A 17,106-nucleotide genomic window follows, 5' to 3' on the forward strand; every position below is an offset into this window, starting at 1 on the left:
CCACCATACCGTTTAATCAATTAATGATGAAATTAATCGAGGAACAATGTCGAATATGCTTAATCTGACAAATGTTCTTAATGAGCTGGTGAGAGAGCTTTGACAGGAGAACAGCGGCGGCAACTCAACGCATCGATGATATAAAGGACAGCGACCGAATGTATTCTTGCGCTAGAGACGAATACCCCGCTCTTATACAATTTTTTGCTCATTCGACGCTGCTTGCCTGCACTCAGGCTTGCACTAGAGCGGCTTCTAATGCCGCCACTATTTTTTACTTTAGATTAGATGCGTTATGACTTCTAATGCGTTAAACTATTTTTTAACTCCTCTTCCATTTTTACTTTAAATAATAAAAAAATCCAGCTTAAATTCTAACTGTTCCCTATAAGAAAGGAGACAGAACTCACTCATTCAAGACCCACCCCCGTAAATAACACAGCGGTAAGATAATTCACCTTGAAGTTAGTCACTTCCTTTCTAGTTGCTTGATAAACTGCCACATGGGTGAGTGGTGTAAAGGGCTGCTCAAGAATAAAAATCTGTAATGCTTCTTTATATAAATTCTCGCGTTGAATGGGGTTGATTGTCGCGCGCGCCTGCTTGATATATCCATCAAACGATGGGTTGCACCATTGCGCAAAATTGTTGTTATTTCTTTCCCCACAGGTCAGTAACACCCCCAACCAATCATCTAGATCAGGAGAGCCTGTCCAGCCCGTTAGCACAACATCATGTTCACCCGCGCGCGCGCGCCTAATGTATTCGCCCCATTCGTATAGCCTAATCTTCGCTTCTACACCAATCTTGCGCCAATCGGCCTGAATCATTTCAGCCGCGACTTCCCTTGATTTATGCAGCGGGTTTATCCACAACGAAAGCTTTAAGCCATTTGGATAGCCTGCCTCTACCAATAAATCTTTGGCTTTTTGCATATTATATGCTCGATTCGCATGAGGCCCATCGTGCTTCCAAAATACCGACGAGATAGGTATTTCCGCTACTTGCCCGGTCCCACGAAAGGCGACCTGGTTAATCGAGTCCTTGTTAATTGCCATATCCAAGGCCCGGCGCACAAGAATATTATCAAATGGCTGATGCGACATATTGTAAGCAAGATAGTGAAGGATCAGAGCAGGTCGGCTGGGTAACCTGAGATTTGGATCACTCTTGATTGCATCTAGATCATCTAAATTCGGATAATTAATCACATGGCATTCTTTCTTCTTAAGTTTTTGTAACCTTAAGGCAGGATCAGGCGTGATTAGAAAAACCAACTTTGCTACTTGTACGTCTTCTGGCTTCCAATAATTGGGGTTGCCATCAAAACGGATTGATACGTCTTTGGTATAGTCATTAAAAATAAAAGGACCCGTACCAACTGGCCGCTGGTTAATATCAGCCGCTCTGCCCGTTTTTAATAATTGCGCCCCATATTCAGCGGACAAGATTGAAGCAAAGCCTAATCCCAAATTCATCAAAAATGGGGCATTAACCGATTTTAATGTGAAGCGCACCGCGTAGTCGTCAAGTTTTTTAATCTCTATAATTTCTTTATCCAAACTCAGATTAGTAAAATAGGGGAACGAAACCGGATAAGCCTTGCGAAACGGATGTTGTGGATCATGCATCCGCCCAAAAGTAAAAAGCACATCGTCTGCATTAAAATCCCGCGTAGGCTTGAAGAATGAAGTTGTATGAAACTTTACGCCACGCCTTAAATAAAAAGTATAACGCAACCCATCCGCCGAGATCTCCCAATGTGTAGCAAGACCAGGCCCAATTTTCATAGCATCGCGGTCAAACTCGACAAGCCGATTATGCACTGTAAAAGCACTCGCGGTATATTCAACGGGCGCCCCCGCTTGAGAAGGATCGAAACTTCTTGGACTGGCTTCAGAACAATAAAGAAGGGTCTTATTTGGGAGTGCCGCATATGCTGGACGTGAGGGCAAGATAAAGACAAATAGCACAGTCAGCCGCAGCGCCATAAATACGAATATCAATGCCCTGCTATACAGAATTCGCATCCAGTTATTCTTTTCCATGAGTTCACCTTGCGTGCTGCCAAGAACTAAGTTGATCTAAATGAACACCCGTTCTCGCTTCTTGCCAAAAAGAACAAACTACAAAACTGACAATGCTGCTATGCCTACAGACACTCACCCCTCTCCATAAGACTAGTATCGAACAATTGATTTTTATTAAACCTTTTCTATTACTTTATACAAAAAAAAGTAAACATCAAGTAACAAAAGTATATTTTGAGCGTCGTCAAGTAGAACTCGTGTCAAATACCGGTACAAGCAAGTGGTCGATCGTAGCAAGGGACATCGCCAGAAGCTTATGACTGGCATCATGATGCCATATCACAATAACCTAACCTATCTGTCTGAACTTAAGAAAAGCTTGCACAAACGGGAGGCGTTCATATAGACAGTAAATGGTTTCCATGAATCAATTGGAAACAGATCTGAAATTATTGTGTAAGTCTGCCTAAACCCTAGGCAAAACAGAATCCATTGTGCCAAGCTTCAGACCGCCTAAGTCGTGTAGAGAGTCATCAGGCTGAATGTGGTTTTTTTGCGAATGTATCCTTTCAAAATGGATAGGTGAAACGTAATCGAGAGCGGAATGCCTAAGTTTGAGGTTGTACCAAGCTTCGATCCACGTAAATTGTATTAGTTCAGATTTGATCGTACAAATCCCGCCTCATCCACATAAGCCGATTCAATCTATTCATATAAAGGCTTGAATCCTGAAACTTTTCTATCCCTCTTGGATTACTAAATTCATGACCCTCTTAGCATTTTTATAATGAAACAGCCCTGATGTCAGACCTTTTACTTGAAAAGCGATAATTTAGTTTCAGCTTGCTTTAAAAGTTGGTTTATCGCTGCAGAAAGTGGCCGCCCTTGCCTCACAAATAAATGAATCTCTGGAGTAGTTAGAATCGGGTGATCGACTTCCAGCGCAATCACTTCGCCGCTCAGAATCTTCGGATGAGTCATCGCAGGAGCCAGAAATGCTATGCCACCGCCTCTAATAAATTCTTGCAGTACGAGCACTGAATTCGTCGTTAATATCGGCGCGAATCGAATTTTTTCTGCAGCCTCTAAAAGTTGGATAGTCTGTGCTACGCCAGAAGTGGCGGACATTAGACCTAAAGGATAATCCATCACATCCGCAAGAGCGATTTTACGCTGTTGATTAATCAGCGGATGGCCTTTTCTAACCAGTAAGCGGATCGGACGCTTGGCTCTCAAATAACAGCGAATATCAGGATTTTCCGGTGGATTATAGGCCAAGCCTAGGTGCATCTCATCTTGAATAACTTGCGCAATAATCTCAGTGGTTAACAAAACTTCAACATGAATATTGAGGCGCGGGTACTGCTGGCTAAAATCATTGAGTACATCATCCATTAATGGCGGAACATATGCTTCATTAACCCCAATGCGAATACTCCCACGCTGCATCCCACGCATTTCTTGCAAGCAAGATTCCATATACTCTTGACTCGCATTACACTGCCGATAATATTGCAAGACAACCTCGGCCGCTTCGGTAGGCACGACTCCACGCGCACGCCGCTCAAAGAGTGTCACCGCCAACTCTTCTTCAAGCAAACGAAGCTGTCGGGTAATCACTGAAGCAGCAACATTTAAGTGCTCTGCCGCACCACGAATCGTTCCACGCACAAGCACTTCATGGAAATAACGAATACGTCGCTGATTAATCTCTTTAAACATCTTCCTGTGCGGAGAGCCATGGCTTTTACACCAAGGAGGGATAGCGCGTCACAGATAACGTGACCTGTTCCCCGCATTGCCTTTCTTAAAACTATCCTGGATTAAACATTCGCACCCACTGTCAATTTGAGCGGCTATATGCTAAAACCTATCGCACTAAGTTGCTCATAGTCAATTTTTTTAGTTATTCAAAAGGCGAACTATGCTGTTTTTTTCTAAATCTGATTGATATTAACATCGAGATAAGCTGTCAGAGGAAATTTCTTATTTTTATGTTGTTTTATCCACAAACCGGCTATATTTTTAATAAGCGAAGAAACCATCGCCCTAGCAAAGCATCGGGTAAACTTATTGACTGAAAATACGATTAACAATATTTATTCTTATAATAAAAAAACCCATATTAATCTAATGCCAAAGGAAAATAGACGATAAAACTCTATGGTCTTTTCCCTTGGCCAGTCACCGTCAAATCGGAGTACTTAAATCAGGGCTGATGCGCTCGCCTCAAGCTTTTTTATACCCCCTAGATAAGGTTGCAACACGTTTGGCACGCTGATTGTGCCATCCGCATTTTGGAAATTTTCAAGCAGCGCAACTAAAGTACGCCCCACCGCTAGGCCGGAGCCATTTAGCGTATGGACAAGTTCAGGTTTGCCCTGCCCACGCCGAAAACGCGCTTGCATCCGGCGTGCTTGAAACGCTTCCATATTTGAACAAGACGAAATTTCGCGGTAAGTGTTCTGTGCTGCAAGCCAGACTTCGAGATCGTATGTTTTTGCGCTGCCAAAGCCCATATCGCCGGTACACAGTAAAACTTTCCGATAAGGCAATTCAAGTTTGCGCAAAACCGCTTCGGCATGGCCCACGAGCTCTTCGAGTGCCTGATAAGATTGCTCAGGCGACACAATTTGCACCAGCTCCACTTTTTCAAATTGATGTTGGCGAATCATACCGCGCGTATCACGGCCATAACTGCCCGCTTCTGATCTAAAACATGGCGTATGGGCAACCCATCTGAGCGGTAATTGATCCGCGCTAACAATGGTGTCTCGCATCAAGTTAGTGAGTGGAACTTCTGCGGTTGGAATTAGATAGAAATCCTCAGATGCATGACTTTCACCACTGGCTTTATGCGGCACCTTGAATAAATCTTCTTCAAATTTAGGTAACTGGCCTGTGCCGCGCATAGAAGTGGCATTGACAATATAAGGGACTTGAATTTCTGTATAGCCATGCTGATTAGTATGCAAATCCAGCATAAATTGGGCCAAAGCCCGCTGTAACCGTGCTAGCGGGCCACGTAGCACCGCGAAACGCGCGCCACTCAGCTTGGCCGCGCTATCAAAATCTAGCCCCAACGGCAGCCCAAGATCAACATGGTCTTTAATTTCAAACTCAAACCGACGCGGCGTACCCCAACGGCTTATTTCAGTATTTTGCGTTTCATCGCGGCCCAAAGGCACACTCTCATGCGGCACATTAGGGGTGCCCAACATAAACTCCGTTAACCGTGCTTGCAGCTCGTGAAGTCGTGACGCTGAATCTTTAAGAACATGGTTAATCTCGTCCGCTTCAACGATCAGCGCAGAACACTCTTGCGCGCGGCTTTTTGCAATACCGATTTGCTTTGCCAGGCTATTGCGGCGCGCTTGTAATTCTTCGGTGCGCACTTGCAGCTCGCGTCGCTCGGTCTCCAGTTTCATAAAGGTTGCACAATCTAACGTGTAACCGCGGCTCTTAAGACGGTGCGCAATACCATCAAGGTCTTTACGCAATAGCTGGATATCAAGCATGGGAAATAAGATAGGATGAACAGAATAAACTGCGATTTTAACGTAGGTTTTAAGGTAGTGCTGCGCTTATGTTTGGGGTTAACCGCTATTTATGTTTAGCGCGCCAAGCGGCGTCCAACCCCTCTAGCCATTTCAATTTTTCAGCGATTTTTGCTTCAAGGCCACGCGGAGTTGGCTGATACCAATGCAGCTTAGGTACGCCATCCGGCAAATATTGCTCTCCAGCAGCGTAAGCATCTGGCTCATCATGCGCATAGCGATACTCATGCCCGTAGCCGAGTTCTTTCATAAGTTTAGTTGGAGCATTACGCAGATGGATTGGGACTGCGCGGGATGAATCTTTACTCACAAATTTGCGCACTGCATTGTAAGCGCTGTAGCCGGCATTCGATTTTGGCGCTGCGGCAAGGTAGAGTATGGCTTGCGCAAGCGCCAACTCTCCTTCTGGCGAGCCAAGCCGCTCATAGGTTTGCGCCGCATCCAGCGCAATGTTCGCTGCGCGCGGATCAGCCAGGCCAATATCTTCCCAAGCCATGCGAATCATGCGCCGTGCTAAATAATGCGGGTCTGCACCTCCATCTAGCATACGACAAAGCCAATAAAGAGCCGCGTCTGGTTGGCTACCGCGCACCGATTTATGAAGCGCGCTTATTTGGTCATAAAAGGCCTCGCCGCCTTTATCAAAACGGCGTAGGTTTCCTGCAAGTGCATTGCCAAGTAGGACTTCGTCAATCTCGTTGGTCTGTTCCAACACGGCTGCATGAGCAGCAATTTCTAAATTATTCAATAGCTTGCGAGCATCTCCATCAGCCGCCTCAATCAAGGCTGCACGCGCCAGTGCCGTCAACGAAATACCGCCCAGCGCGGCACTAGCGCGCATTAGCAACTCTTCTAATTCCCCCGCATTGAGGCTAGTGAGGACATAAACTGCGGCGCGCGAGAGCAGTGCGTTATTGAGCTCAAATGAAGGGTTCTCAGTAGTAGCGCCAATAAAAATAAAAAGGCCGGCTTCAACGTGGGGGAGAAATGCATCTTGCTGGCTTTTGTTAAAGCGATGCACTTCATCGACAAAAACTAATGTTTGACGGCCATGCGTTTGATGTATGCGCGCCGTTTCAACCGCCTCTCGAATCTCTTTAATGCCGGCCAAGACGGCGGAAAGCGCAATAAATTCAGCCTTAAAGGCATCTGCCATAAGCCGTGCAAGCGTTGTTTTGCCCACTCCAGGCGGGCCCCATAAGATCATCGAATGCGGTTGGCCTAATTCAAAAGCAACTCGCAATGGCTTACCGCGTCCCAGTAAATGCTGTTGGCCAATCACCTCATCAATGATTTTGGGCCGCAACCGCTCAGCCAGCGGCGCGGCTGGGGAAGGGTCACCCGCAAACAGCATAGACCGCTTTTTTATTTTTGCAGAACATGAAAACGAGACGCGCTAAAGTTTATCCCTGAACCACGTCGACACCTTGCGGCGCCGTGAATTTGAAGCTATCAGGAGGTAAGCTTGGGTTTTTCTTCATATCGGTGAAAAGCAATAAAGTGACATTCCCAAACAGATCGAACAATTTCATGGCTTCGAGATTGCCGCCCCGAAAACCTATGAGAATACGCTGAAATTGCGTGTCAGCCGCTTTAGGTTTTAGCTCAAGCCAGTCTAATCCTGTTTTCTTACCGATATCGCGCAACTTAAAATTTTTGCTCAGATCATTACTGCCAAACAAAATCGCTGCCGGGCTGACCCCTAGCACACCGTCAAGCTTACGCTTGATAACTTGCTTGAGTTCTTTATCGTACACATAAAAATAGGCACCGTCAGACTGCAAGATTTGGCGAGAAGGTTCTTCATAAGTCCAAATAAACTTACCGGGCCGCTCGAATAAGAAAAAGCCGCTTGATTTGCAGCAATCTTCGCGTGGCCAGGTACCCTGGTCACTCATATCTTTCATGCTCTTTGGGTCGGTTTTAATCTGCTGCTGCACAAAACGGCCTTTCGCCGTCTGCACTTGCGCAATAAAGCCATTGAGCTGTTCAGTAGCAGTCATAGGCTCACTCGCGTGGGCCGGCGACAAAACATTGATCGCAATGAACACCGCCGTTAGTCTGTTAAATAGTCCAATTTTAATGTTCAATAAAGTTGCTGTTTTAAGCTTCATTGCTTGCCCCGTCTAATTTGAATCACGATTCGGCACCAAAATTTCGCGGTTGCCATTTGCCGACATAGTCGATATTAACCCTGCTTGCTCCATTTGTTCAAGCAAACGAGCGGCGCGATTATAGCCAATGCGTAAATGACGCTGCACCAGCGAAATGGATGCGCGCCGATGTTGGATGACAATTTCAACTGCTTGATCATAGAGCGGATCAGCTTCAGCGCTTTGCCCGCCGCCGTTGAGGCTGCCCGTTCCATCATCCATCTCGTTATTCACGCCGCCTTCCAGGATACCTTCGATATAATTGGGCTCCCCCTGCTTTTTGAGTTTTTCAACCACTCGATGGACTTCGTCATCCGCCACAAAAGCGCCATGCACCCGCACTGGCAAACCCGTACCAGGCGGTAGATACAGCATATCGCCCATGCCCAATAGTGATTCAGCGCCTTGTTGATCCAAGATCGTGCGCGAGTCGATTTTTGATGAAACTTGAAAAGCAATGCGCGTCGGTACATTGGCTTTAATGAGGCCCGTGATCACATCAACTGACGGCCGTTGTGTCGCAAGAATCAAATGAATACCAGCGGCTCTGGCTTTTTGGGCAATGCGCGCAATCAACTCTTCGACTTTTTTGCCAACCACCATCATGAGATCTGCCAACTCATCAATCACCACCACAATATGGGGCAGCCGTTCAAGCGGCTCAGGCGCATCTGGCGTCAGGCTGAATGGATTCGGGAGGGTCTCTTCGCGCTTGTGCGCCTCATCCAGCTTATGGTTATAGCCACTGAGATTACGCACGCCAAGCTTACTCATTAATTTATAACGGCGCTCCATCTCAGCGACGGTCCAGTTTAAGGCGTGCCCGGCTTGCCGCATATCCGTCACCACCGGACATAACAGATGCGGCACACCATCATAAACACTCATCTCAAGCATCTTCGGATCGATCAAAATCATCCTGACCTGCTCAGCCGTTGCTTTATATAGCAACGATAAAATCATAGCATTAATTCCGACGGATTTACCCGACCCCGTCGTACCGGCTACCAGCAGATGCGGCATTTTGGCTAAATCAGCGACGATAGGCTTGCCGCTGATATCTTTACCGAGCGCAATCGTCAACGCTGATGTAGCAGCGGCATAAGCTTCGGAACCTAAAATTTCAGATAAACGGACCGTTTGCCGACGTAAATTGGGCAATTCAAGGCCCATACAATTTTTGCCCGGGATGGTCTCCACAACGCGGATCGACACCAACGAAAGCGAACGCGCTAAATCCTTTGCTAGGTTAACCACCTGGCTCCCTTTAACGCCCACTGCCGGTTCAACTTCATAGCGTGTGATCACAGGCCCCGGATAAGCCGCAATCACGACGACGTCAACACCAAAATCTTTTAATTTTTTTTCAATCAAACGTGAGGTAAACTCAAGAGTATCGGCCGAGATCGTTTCTTGCACAGCTAACGGCGCATCAAGTAACGCAAGCGGCGGTAAAGTGCTATCAGGCAAGTCATGAAAAAGCGTTTGCTGCTTTTCTTTTTCAATCCGCTCAGATTTCACTACGGTGCTCACTGCCGGCACAATCCGCACCGGCTCATGTTCTTCAACGCGCACGCGATCTTGCTCAAGCCTGCCTTCACGGCGGACTGCAGCGACCTCGCCTACTTTTCGATCACGGCGCGCTTCATAGTGCATTTTAATGAGCCTCAGCGCAGCGATCATTCCATCCCCAATGCGCTCAACTGCATTTAACCAAGAAAAGCGGAAAAAAAGTGACCCCCCAATCGCCAGCAACAGCAAAAGAGCCAACGTGCCACCAGTGAAGCCCAGAGCATGCAATACTTGCGCCGCTATAGCATCCCCCAACACCCCGCCTGGCGCACGCGGCAAGTGAGCAGATAAGGACCAGAGCCGCATTGACTCAAGACCAACGCTAGCAATCAAGATGAATGCAAAAGCAAATAATTCAAGCAGCCAGCTCCCTTCCGGCAAGAGCGCATGCTCTTGCTGCGTTGCTGCCGTGGGCCTTTGACTGAGCTCAGACGGCCCCGGAGCATGCGCGATGCGCCAGTAACCCAAGACCACGCGACGCCCAAGCAATACCACCCACCAATAAGCCGAAAAGCCGAAGAACAAGAGCAAAATATCCGCCATCCATGCCCCTACGCGCCCACCCCAATTGGCGATACGGTTGGCCTGCACAGCATGAGTCCAGCTTGGATCCAATGGGCTATAGCTCATCAGCGCCATCAATAGAAAAAATACACATGCAAGCTGCAACAGCCAGCGAATTTCAATAACCAGGTGAGAGATCCGGCGCGGCAACGCCTGTGCACTATATGAAAAAGAAGATTTTGCCATGAACCAATATTTACGATTTCCAGCTTAGGAAGCCAACGCCAGGAGATTAAGGTCGTTTAGACTAGGAACGAGCACGCGCGCAGAGTCTGAAAGTAAGCTGCAACGCAACACCATACGGTTATAAATACGCACAATCGCGTAAGCTGACACGCTTAAACAAACATATAATATGCTATTTAGCGCCCAAACTCTAAATTTTTCGTCCTCGATATGCAATCCACAAAACATGCAAAAGTTCTGATTCTAGGTTCTGGCCCAGCCGGCTATACGGCAGCCATCTATGCAGCGCGCGCAAACTTGTCGCCAATGCTGATTACTGGCCTTGCCCAAGGCGGCCAGTTAATGACCACGACAGAAGTCGAGAACTGGCCTGCCGATGCCAAAGGTTTACAAGGCCCAGCATTAATGGAGCGCTTTCTTGCGCACGCGCAACGTTTTAATACTGAAATAGTGTTTGACTATATCCACACAGCAAAGCTTAATGAACGGCCACTGCGCCTGCTGGGCGAGACAAACGAGTATACCTGTGATGCGTTGATTATTGCCACCGGCGCTTCCGCTCAATATCTTGGCTTGCCGTCTGAAGAGGCATTTATGGGCAAAGGCGTCTCCGCATGCGCGACCTGTGATGGATTTTTCTATAAACAACAAGAAGTCGCAGTCATCGGGGGCGGCAACACGGCTGTCGAAGAGGCTTTATATCTTACGCAGATCGCCAAAAAAGTGACCGTTATTCATCGACGCAACACTTTTCGGGCAGAACCTATTCTGGTGGACCGCTTACTCGCCAAAGAAAAGGCTGGCGTAGTCGAGATCAAATGGGATCATGTGCTAGATGAAGTGCAAGGCGATGCTACAGGTGTCACAGGCATTCGGGTTAAGCACACACAAACCCATCAAATAACCGACCTTCCCTTGCAAGGCGTATTTATTGCTATTGGTCATAAACCGAATACCGATCTTTTCGCCGGACAACTTGAGATGAAAAATGGTTATATCAGCACCCGCGCTGGGCTCGTTGGTAATGCAACTGCAACCAGCATAGAGGGTGTCTTCGCCGCGGGTGATGTACAAGATTCGATCTATCGACAAGCCATTACCAGTGCTGGCACGGGCTGTATGGCTGCGCTCGATGCCCAGCGCTACCTCGAAAGCTTAACGGTTAGCTGAGCAATTTGAACCATACCCATGCAGGCCATCAAAATGGCCTGACAAGTCAAACGGTGTACTCTTTCTTCATCCACCACACAATAAGCCCTGCACCTACCCTAAACAGCACCTTACTAGATTAAAGCTGCTATCGATAAACATAGCGGCAAAGATGGGAGAGCAATCAATATAAAAAACCCATTCATGCCCGCTGCCCGCGCATCCAATTTATAACTTTTGGTGTATATCAAAACCAAAGCTGAGCGTATACAGTAGATTAAATCATTCATTCACTTAGCTTCTAAAAGATTCTGATGGCGAATTTAATCCGTACGCCCCGTTCCCATGCCGATGCAGCCTGGAAGAGCGCATTAGAGGTTTATTTTCAAGAGTTCATGCAATTTTTTTATCCGGAAATTGCGGCTCAAATTGCCTGGGACGTCCAATATCAGACGTTGGATAAAGAGCTGCAAAGCCTGGGCGTAAAAAGTAAAGTAGGCAAAAAGCTGGTTGATAAATTGCTCAGAGTGCGCTTAAAAAGTGGTGCAACCTGCTTCGTGTTGCTGCACGTTGAGTTTCAGGGTCAATATGAAGTCGACTTTGCGCAGCGGTTGTTTGAATATTTTTATCGCTTATATGATCGTTACCGACAGCCAGTCCTCACGCTGGCAATTTTAACCGATGAGCGGTGTAACTGGCGCCCTAAAAGCTATCCGATGCAAGTCTGTGGCCATAAGGTGAACCATTTTCGCTTTCTAACCAGCAAATTAATTGATTATCGAGCGCAACGCGCCACTTTATTGGAGCACGCTAACCCATTTGGCACGATCGTGGCCGCGCATCTTGCAGCGTTAGAGACGCGTGCGGATCCGCATGCGCGTTACCAGCATAAATTTGCGTTAATGCGGCAGTTATACAAAAAAGGGCTAACGCGAGAGGCGATTTTCAATCTGTGTCATTTTATCGATGGGGTATTAACTTTACCCAAATAGTTTGAAATTACCTATAATAGTTCAATTAAGCAACTTGAAGGAGAACATAACATGCCGTATATGACAAGTTTCGAGCGCATTGGCAGAGAGCAAGGGCATGCAGAAGGTGTGCGCGAGGGTTTACGTGAGGGTTTGCAGCAAGGCCAATCTACGTTATTAAAAACTTTGCTAGAAAATAAATTTGGCGTGTTGACTAAGCCGTATCAGCAACGGCTGGATAAAGCCGATGTAAATACTTTGCAGCAGTGGGGTAAACGCATCCTCACCGCTCAAACGCTCGATGAAATTTTTTAAAATGCTTCGTTTGGCGCATCTGTTGCCAAGATGGTGGAAATGATGCAAGTCAGGAGGCACATGAAGTTTTTTAATCAGAGCCCATTAATCGCAGATAGCGTAAATGTTCATAATACTTCGCTAAAGCGCGAAGTGATTGGATAACGCCAGTCGCGCCCAAAGGCGCGCGCAGTAACGCGCAGGCCGATCGGCGCTTGACGCCGTTTGTATTCGTTTTGTTTAATCAACTGTGTGATGCGCGCAACGTCTGTTGGCTCAAATCCAGCCGCCACAATGTCAGCACCTGAACGGCCTGCTTCCATATATTGCTGCATAATCGCGTCTAAAATTTCGTAAGGCGGCAGACTATCTTGATCAATCTGATTCGGACGCAACTCAGCAGAAGGCGCACGCGTTAGAATCCGCTCCGGGATAATTTGCTTAAATGCAAAAGCATCGCTGGCATTCCGGTAATGGCAAAGCCGATAGACTAAAGTCTTGGCGATATCTTTAAGTACAGCGAAGCCACCCGCCATATCGCCATATAATGTACAGTACCCTACAGCCATTTCACTCTTATTACCTGTAGTGAGCACAATCGAGCCTAATTTATTTGACAGCGCCATCAATAAGGTGCCACGAATACGAGCCTGAATATTTTCTTCTGTCGTATCTGCGGCCAACCCATCAAATACCTGAGCAAGCGATAAACGAAACGCATCAAATGCGGGAGTGATTGCAATTTCGTCGTATTGAACTTTAAGACAACCCGCCATCTCACGCGCATCAATCACTGAAATTTCGGCCGTATAGGGTGATGGCATCATGACTGCACGAACACGTTCTGGCCCAAGCGCATCGCATGCAATAGCCAATACCAGCGCCGAATCGACACCGCCTGAGAGTCCAATCAGCACACCCGGGAAACCGTTTTTCTCTACATAATCACGCACACCCAGTACTAAAGCGGCATAAACTTGCGCCTCGAGAGAACATTCCGGCGCTATTTTGCTAGGTTGCGGCGTGACTCCATCAAACTCGACCAACGCAACGCCCGCCTCAAATTGCGGCATCCGGGCAACACATTCCGCTTGCGCATTACAAACAAAAGAACCCCCATCAAACACCAGCTCATCTTGCGCCCCAACGTAGTTTACGTAAACCATTGGCAACCCGCTTTCACGGATGCGCGCACGCACTATTTCTAAGCGCAAATTATCTTTGCCAAGGTGATAGGGTGAACCATTTGGAACCAGCACAATCTGTGCGCCTGCCGCTTTGGCTTTTTGTACTGCGGTCGGATACCAAATATCTTCACAAATCAAGACGGCGCAGCGTATACCCTCTAGTTCAAAAACGTAAGGCTTTGGGTCTGTCGCAAAATAGCGTCTTTCGTCAAACACCTCGGTATTGGGCAACTCTTGTTTGAAGTACGTGCCAAGCACGTGACCGTCTCGTAAAACCGAGGCAGCATTAAATGTATCCGTTGGTGGCACATTGGATTTAAGTGGCCGATTTTGATGCGCATTGATCCGATAAGGATGGCCTACTACGACGTGCAGTCCTTCGAAAACGCTTAACTCAGAGGCAAGTTGCGTTAGAGCCGCTGCGCTAGCGACGTAAAATGATGGACGCAACAATAAATCTTCAGGCGGGTAGCCAGATAGGGCTAACTCTGGCATGACGACTAAACGAGCGCCCTGTTGATAAGCAGCACGCGCAGCCGCAACCATGATTTTTAGATTACCAACGAAATCACCAACCGTTACATTGATTTGAGCAAGGGCAATACGCATTTTTATTTTTATCTAGAATAGACTCTCTCGTCTTACTCGCTCACCGATTGATCCCTTGCGGATTAGCTTGCATTCCGTTTTACTTTGGCACATCTTGACCTGGTGCGGACGCATCTACCGGGGGCAAAGCTGCTTTGCCCGCATTTGTGCCAACAGATGCAGGTGCCGGCGTAATTACACCTTCCAATACACCCGCTGAAGATTGAGGCTTATGCGAGCCAATAAAAGTCAAACTAAGCGTAGCGATAAAGAAAATGACCGCCAATATTGCCGTTGTGCGAGATAAAAAATTTGCCGCGCCGGTTGCGCCAAAAAGGCTGCCGGATGAACCGCTACCAAAGGCTGCGCCCATATCAGCACCCTTACCGTGCTGCAACAACACTAAACCAATAATTCCAAGTGCAGATAAGAATTGCGCAACGAAAATCAAATTTTTTAACACCAGCATGGATTCACCTTAACCTATAAAACATATTCAGAAATGATTGCGAGCGCTTAGGCTTGCGCTGCTTTGCAAATCGCAAAGAAATCTTCAGCTTGCAACGAAGCGCCCCCCACTAAGCCCCCATCCACGCCTGGCTCAGCCAATAGTGCACGGGCATTGTCCGGCTTCATACTCCCTCCATACAGCACCGTAACGTGAGCCAGCTTCGCATCCACTGCAGCCAATACACGGCGCAAAAACAGATGTACTGAAGAGACCTCTTGCACGCTTGCGCTCTTGCCCGTGCCAATCGCCCAAACCGGCTCATAGGCAAGCACCATGCGCTCTGCTTGGGCCACTGTCAGCGCCGTCAGTACCGCCTGTAACTGCTGGCCAAGCACTTGCTCAGTTTGTCCAGCTTCACGTTCAGCCAAGGTTTCACCCACGCAAATAATTGGCGTCAAACCAACCTCAAGCGCGCGCTTTGCCTTAAGCACCACGTGTTGGTTACTTTCTTGATGATATAAACGTCGCTCTGAATGCCCAACAATCACCCAACGCGCGCCAAATTCGGCAACCATTGAGCCTGCCACTTCGCCCGTATAAGCGCCTGATAGATGCAGCGAAAGATCTTGCGCCCCCCATGTAACACAGCTCTGCTGCAACAGGGTTTGCGCCTGAGCCAGGTATGGAAATGGCACACATACCGCAGTCCGCACAGAGGCATCAAGTTTAGCCGCACCCGCCGCAAGTGCATTGAATAGAAGCGCATTTCCAGCCAACCTGCCATGCATCTTCCAATTACCGACAATAAGTTTGTTCTTAGATTCTAAAAGTTCCATCTATATAATGATAACATTTGTGATGACTTTAAGCTTATAAGATCAGAACAGATATTAAAGGCCGGGGGAAATAACAAGGCACCAATACTTACGGCACCGCAAACTGAAGTGGGGGCAAATAACACTAATGCAGCGCTTGAAGATGAAGGCGGAGTCTTTTTGAAAGATAACCTTTACCCGCATAAAGTGGGCCAAAACTGGACCAGCCTTAGGCGCATTCAATCAATGGGTCAAAGGAACGCCTCTAGAATCATGGGAGCAGCGCCATGTCGACGAGATCGCAAGCAAGCTGATGGAGGCGACAGCTCAACAAATGCGCATCCATTATGCGCGATTGTGCCGACTGAGACAGTAAGCATCTCAATTCGCCGTGCGAGCGGCTCCCCGAAAAAGCGTTGGCGCACTAAAAGTTAACAAAAATCATGCGATAAATAGGTCAGCTCTTATCTTGTGTGATTCATCGACATCGTTTCAATTAAAATCGAAGGATGGATAGAGAAATAGCAAAGCGATTACGTTGGGTAAACTGAGGTTATTCCTAAATCCAACCTCACCATGCCAGCATAATTTTGCCAATATGCCGCCCCTCTTCCATCCAGGCGTGCGCACTTGCTGCCTCTGTCATTGGAAAAACACGGTCGATGACAGGACGAATTTTACCCGCTTCTAATAACGGCCAAACACGTTCTTTCAGCTGCGCTGCAATGTGCGCTTTAAAATGGGTGGAGCGTGCGCGTAAGGTTGAACCCGTGAGCGTCAAGCGTTTCGTTAGTATCTCAGCCAGATTGAGATTGGCCTTAGCGCCGCCTAAAAATGCAATCAAGGCCAGTCGGCCATCTTGCGCCAAGGCTTTTAATTCGCGCGCAATGTAATCGCCGCCGACCATATCAAGAATCACGTCAACGCCTCGTCCATCTGTTAGCGCAGCGGTAACAGCCACAAAATCCTCGGTTTTGTAATTGATCGCCCGTTCTGCGCCAAGGCTTTCACAAGCAAGACATTTAGCCGCGCTACCTGCTGTCGCGAAGACGCGGTGACCTAACGCATGCGCGAGTTGAATCGCCGCGACGCCAATGCCGCTTGAACCGCCCTGCACCAATAACGTTTCATCTTGCCCGCGCTCAGTTGCGCCGAGCTGCGCGCGGTCAAATAGATTACTCCAAACCGTGAAGTAAGTTTCAGGCAGTGAAGCAGCCTCAAGTTCTGACCATCCAGCAGGCACCGGCAAACATTGCGCAAGAGGAGCGGCAGCAAATTCAGCATAGCCGCCGCCTTGCAGTAAAGCGCAAACACGGTCGCCTTTTTTAAGCCGCCAGCGATTATCTGCATGCTGCCAATCGCCCTCTACAAGCTCACCGGCAACCTCTAAGCCAGGCAGCACAGAAGCGCCCGGCGGCGGCGCATAATGACCGACACGCTGCAGCAGATCTGGGCGATTGACCCCAGCTGCGCTCACCCGAATCAATCCTTCGCCAGGCTGCAGAACAGGCCGCTTATACGCTACCGGTTGCAATACCTGTGGCGCGCCGTAAGCGGTAATGGCGATGGCCTGCATAGCGAGAAAAACT

General features: G+C 47.9%; 13 protein-coding genes. 3 read left to right on the top strand and 10 right to left on the bottom strand.

Annotation, left to right across the window (positions count from 1 at the left end; translation table 11 throughout):
- Positions 1 to 410: 410 nt before the first annotated feature.
- From MPB2EB_RS05680 to MPB2EB_RS05705, 6 genes are all read right to left on the bottom strand, one after another.
- Positions 411 to 2,048, bottom strand: coding sequence for an ABC transporter substrate-binding protein (locus MPB2EB_RS05680; protein WP_185181391.1), 1,638 nt, complete (start codon positions 2,046 to 2,048; stop codon positions 411 to 413).
- Positions 2,049 to 2,843: 795 nt separating this feature from the next.
- A complete protein-coding gene (locus MPB2EB_RS05685) occupies positions 2,844 to 3,752 on the bottom strand; it encodes a LysR family transcriptional regulator (RefSeq protein ID WP_185181392.1) in 909 nt (302 codons plus the stop codon).
- A 482-nt stretch (positions 3,753 to 4,234) separates the two neighbouring features.
- A complete protein-coding gene (gene serS, locus MPB2EB_RS05690; protein ID WP_185181393.1) occupies positions 4,235 to 5,548 on the bottom strand; it encodes a serine--tRNA ligase in 1,314 nt (437 codons plus the stop codon).
- Positions 5,549 to 5,633: 85 nt separating this feature from the next.
- Entirely contained in the window at positions 5,634 to 6,941 is a 1,308-nt protein-coding gene (locus MPB2EB_RS05695) for a replication-associated recombination protein A (RefSeq protein WP_185181394.1), read from the bottom strand.
- Positions 6,942 to 6,990: 49 nt separating this feature from the next.
- Entirely contained in the window at positions 6,991 to 7,701 is a 711-nt protein-coding gene (gene lolA / locus MPB2EB_RS05700; RefSeq protein WP_185181395.1) for an outer membrane lipoprotein chaperone LolA, read from the bottom strand.
- Positions 7,702 to 7,713: 12 nt separating this feature from the next.
- Positions 7,714 to 10,062 (bottom strand): DNA translocase FtsK, encoded by a 2,349-nt coding sequence (locus tag MPB2EB_RS05705; protein ID WP_185181396.1) that lies wholly within the window; start codon positions 10,060 to 10,062, stop codon positions 7,714 to 7,716.
- Between the two features lie 210 nt (positions 10,063 to 10,272).
- On the opposite strand from MPB2EB_RS05705, the gene trxB reads away from it, so the two are divergent.
- The 3 genes from trxB (at position 10,273) to MPB2EB_RS05720 (ending at position 12,497) form a co-directional block, all read left to right on the top strand.
- On the top strand, positions 10,273 to 11,232 hold the full coding sequence (gene trxB, locus MPB2EB_RS05710) for a thioredoxin-disulfide reductase (protein ID WP_185181397.1): 960 nt from the start codon (positions 10,273 to 10,275) through the stop codon (positions 11,230 to 11,232).
- A 293-nt stretch (positions 11,233 to 11,525) separates the two neighbouring features.
- Positions 11,526 to 12,203, top strand: a complete 678-nt coding sequence (locus MPB2EB_RS05715; RefSeq protein WP_185181398.1) for a cytosolic protein — start codon at positions 11,526 to 11,528, stop codon at positions 12,201 to 12,203.
- Between the two features lie 51 nt (positions 12,204 to 12,254).
- A complete protein-coding gene (locus tag MPB2EB_RS05720) occupies positions 12,255 to 12,497 on the top strand; it encodes a hypothetical protein (RefSeq protein ID WP_198422332.1) in 243 nt (80 codons plus the stop codon).
- Between the two features lie 107 nt (positions 12,498 to 12,604).
- Here MPB2EB_RS05720 and MPB2EB_RS05725 read toward each other — a convergent pair whose 3' ends face one another.
- From MPB2EB_RS05725 to MPB2EB_RS05740, 4 genes are all read right to left on the bottom strand, one after another.
- Positions 12,605 to 14,278, bottom strand: a complete 1,674-nt coding sequence (locus MPB2EB_RS05725; RefSeq protein WP_185182677.1) for an NAD+ synthase — start codon at positions 14,276 to 14,278, stop codon at positions 12,605 to 12,607.
- Positions 14,279 to 14,351: 73 nt separating this feature from the next.
- Positions 14,352 to 14,720, bottom strand: coding sequence for a preprotein translocase subunit SecG (secG, locus tag MPB2EB_RS05730; protein WP_185181399.1), 369 nt, complete (start codon positions 14,718 to 14,720; stop codon positions 14,352 to 14,354).
- Between the two features lie 47 nt (positions 14,721 to 14,767).
- On the bottom strand, positions 14,768 to 15,538 hold the full coding sequence (tpiA, locus tag MPB2EB_RS05735) for a triose-phosphate isomerase (protein ID WP_185181400.1): 771 nt from the start codon (positions 15,536 to 15,538) through the stop codon (positions 14,768 to 14,770).
- A 550-nt stretch (positions 15,539 to 16,088) separates the two neighbouring features.
- Complete coding sequence (locus MPB2EB_RS05740) at positions 16,089 to 17,093, bottom strand: NAD(P)H-quinone oxidoreductase (RefSeq protein ID WP_185181401.1); 1,005 nt, start codon at positions 17,091 to 17,093, stop codon at positions 16,089 to 16,091.
- Between the last annotated feature and the right edge of the window lie 13 nt (positions 17,094 to 17,106).

The organism is Mycoavidus sp. B2-EB (assembly GCF_014218255.1).
Lineage (GTDB): Bacteria > Pseudomonadota > Gammaproteobacteria > Burkholderiales > Burkholderiaceae > Mycoavidus.

Bases quoted from the DNA above. Each gene is read 5' to 3' on its own strand.
- MPB2EB_RS05680 (WP_185181391.1), bottom strand. From the start codon at position 2,048: ATGGAAAAGAATAACTGGATGCGAATTCTGTATAGCAGGGCATTGATA.
- MPB2EB_RS05685 (WP_185181392.1), bottom strand. From the start codon at position 3,752: ATGTTTAAAGAGATTAATCAGCGACGTATTCGTTATTTCCATGAAGTG.
- serS (WP_185181393.1), bottom strand. From the start codon at position 5,548: ATGCTTGATATCCAGCTATTGCGTAAAGACCTTGATGGTATTGCGCAC.
- MPB2EB_RS05695 (WP_185181394.1), bottom strand. From the start codon at position 6,941: ATGCTGTTTGCGGGTGACCCTTCCCCAGCCGCGCCGCTGGCTGAGCGG.
- lolA (WP_185181395.1), bottom strand. From the start codon at position 7,701: ATGAAGCTTAAAACAGCAACTTTATTGAACATTAAAATTGGACTATTT.
- MPB2EB_RS05705 (WP_185181396.1), bottom strand. From the start codon at position 10,062: ATGGCAAAATCTTCTTTTTCATATAGTGCACAGGCGTTGCCGCGCCGG.
- trxB (WP_185181397.1), top strand. From the start codon at position 10,273: ATGCAATCCACAAAACATGCAAAAGTTCTGATTCTAGGTTCTGGCCCA.
- MPB2EB_RS05715 (WP_185181398.1), top strand. From the start codon at position 11,526: ATGGCGAATTTAATCCGTACGCCCCGTTCCCATGCCGATGCAGCCTGG.
- MPB2EB_RS05720 (WP_198422332.1), top strand. From the start codon at position 12,255: ATGCCGTATATGACAAGTTTCGAGCGCATTGGCAGAGAGCAAGGGCAT.
- secG (WP_185181399.1), bottom strand. From the start codon at position 14,720: ATGCTGGTGTTAAAAAATTTGATTTTCGTTGCGCAATTCTTATCTGCA.
- tpiA (WP_185181400.1), bottom strand. From the start codon at position 15,538: ATGGAACTTTTAGAATCTAAGAACAAACTTATTGTCGGTAATTGGAAG.
- MPB2EB_RS05740 (WP_185181401.1), bottom strand. From the start codon at position 17,093: ATGCAGGCCATCGCCATTACCGCTTACGGCGCGCCACAGGTATTGCAA.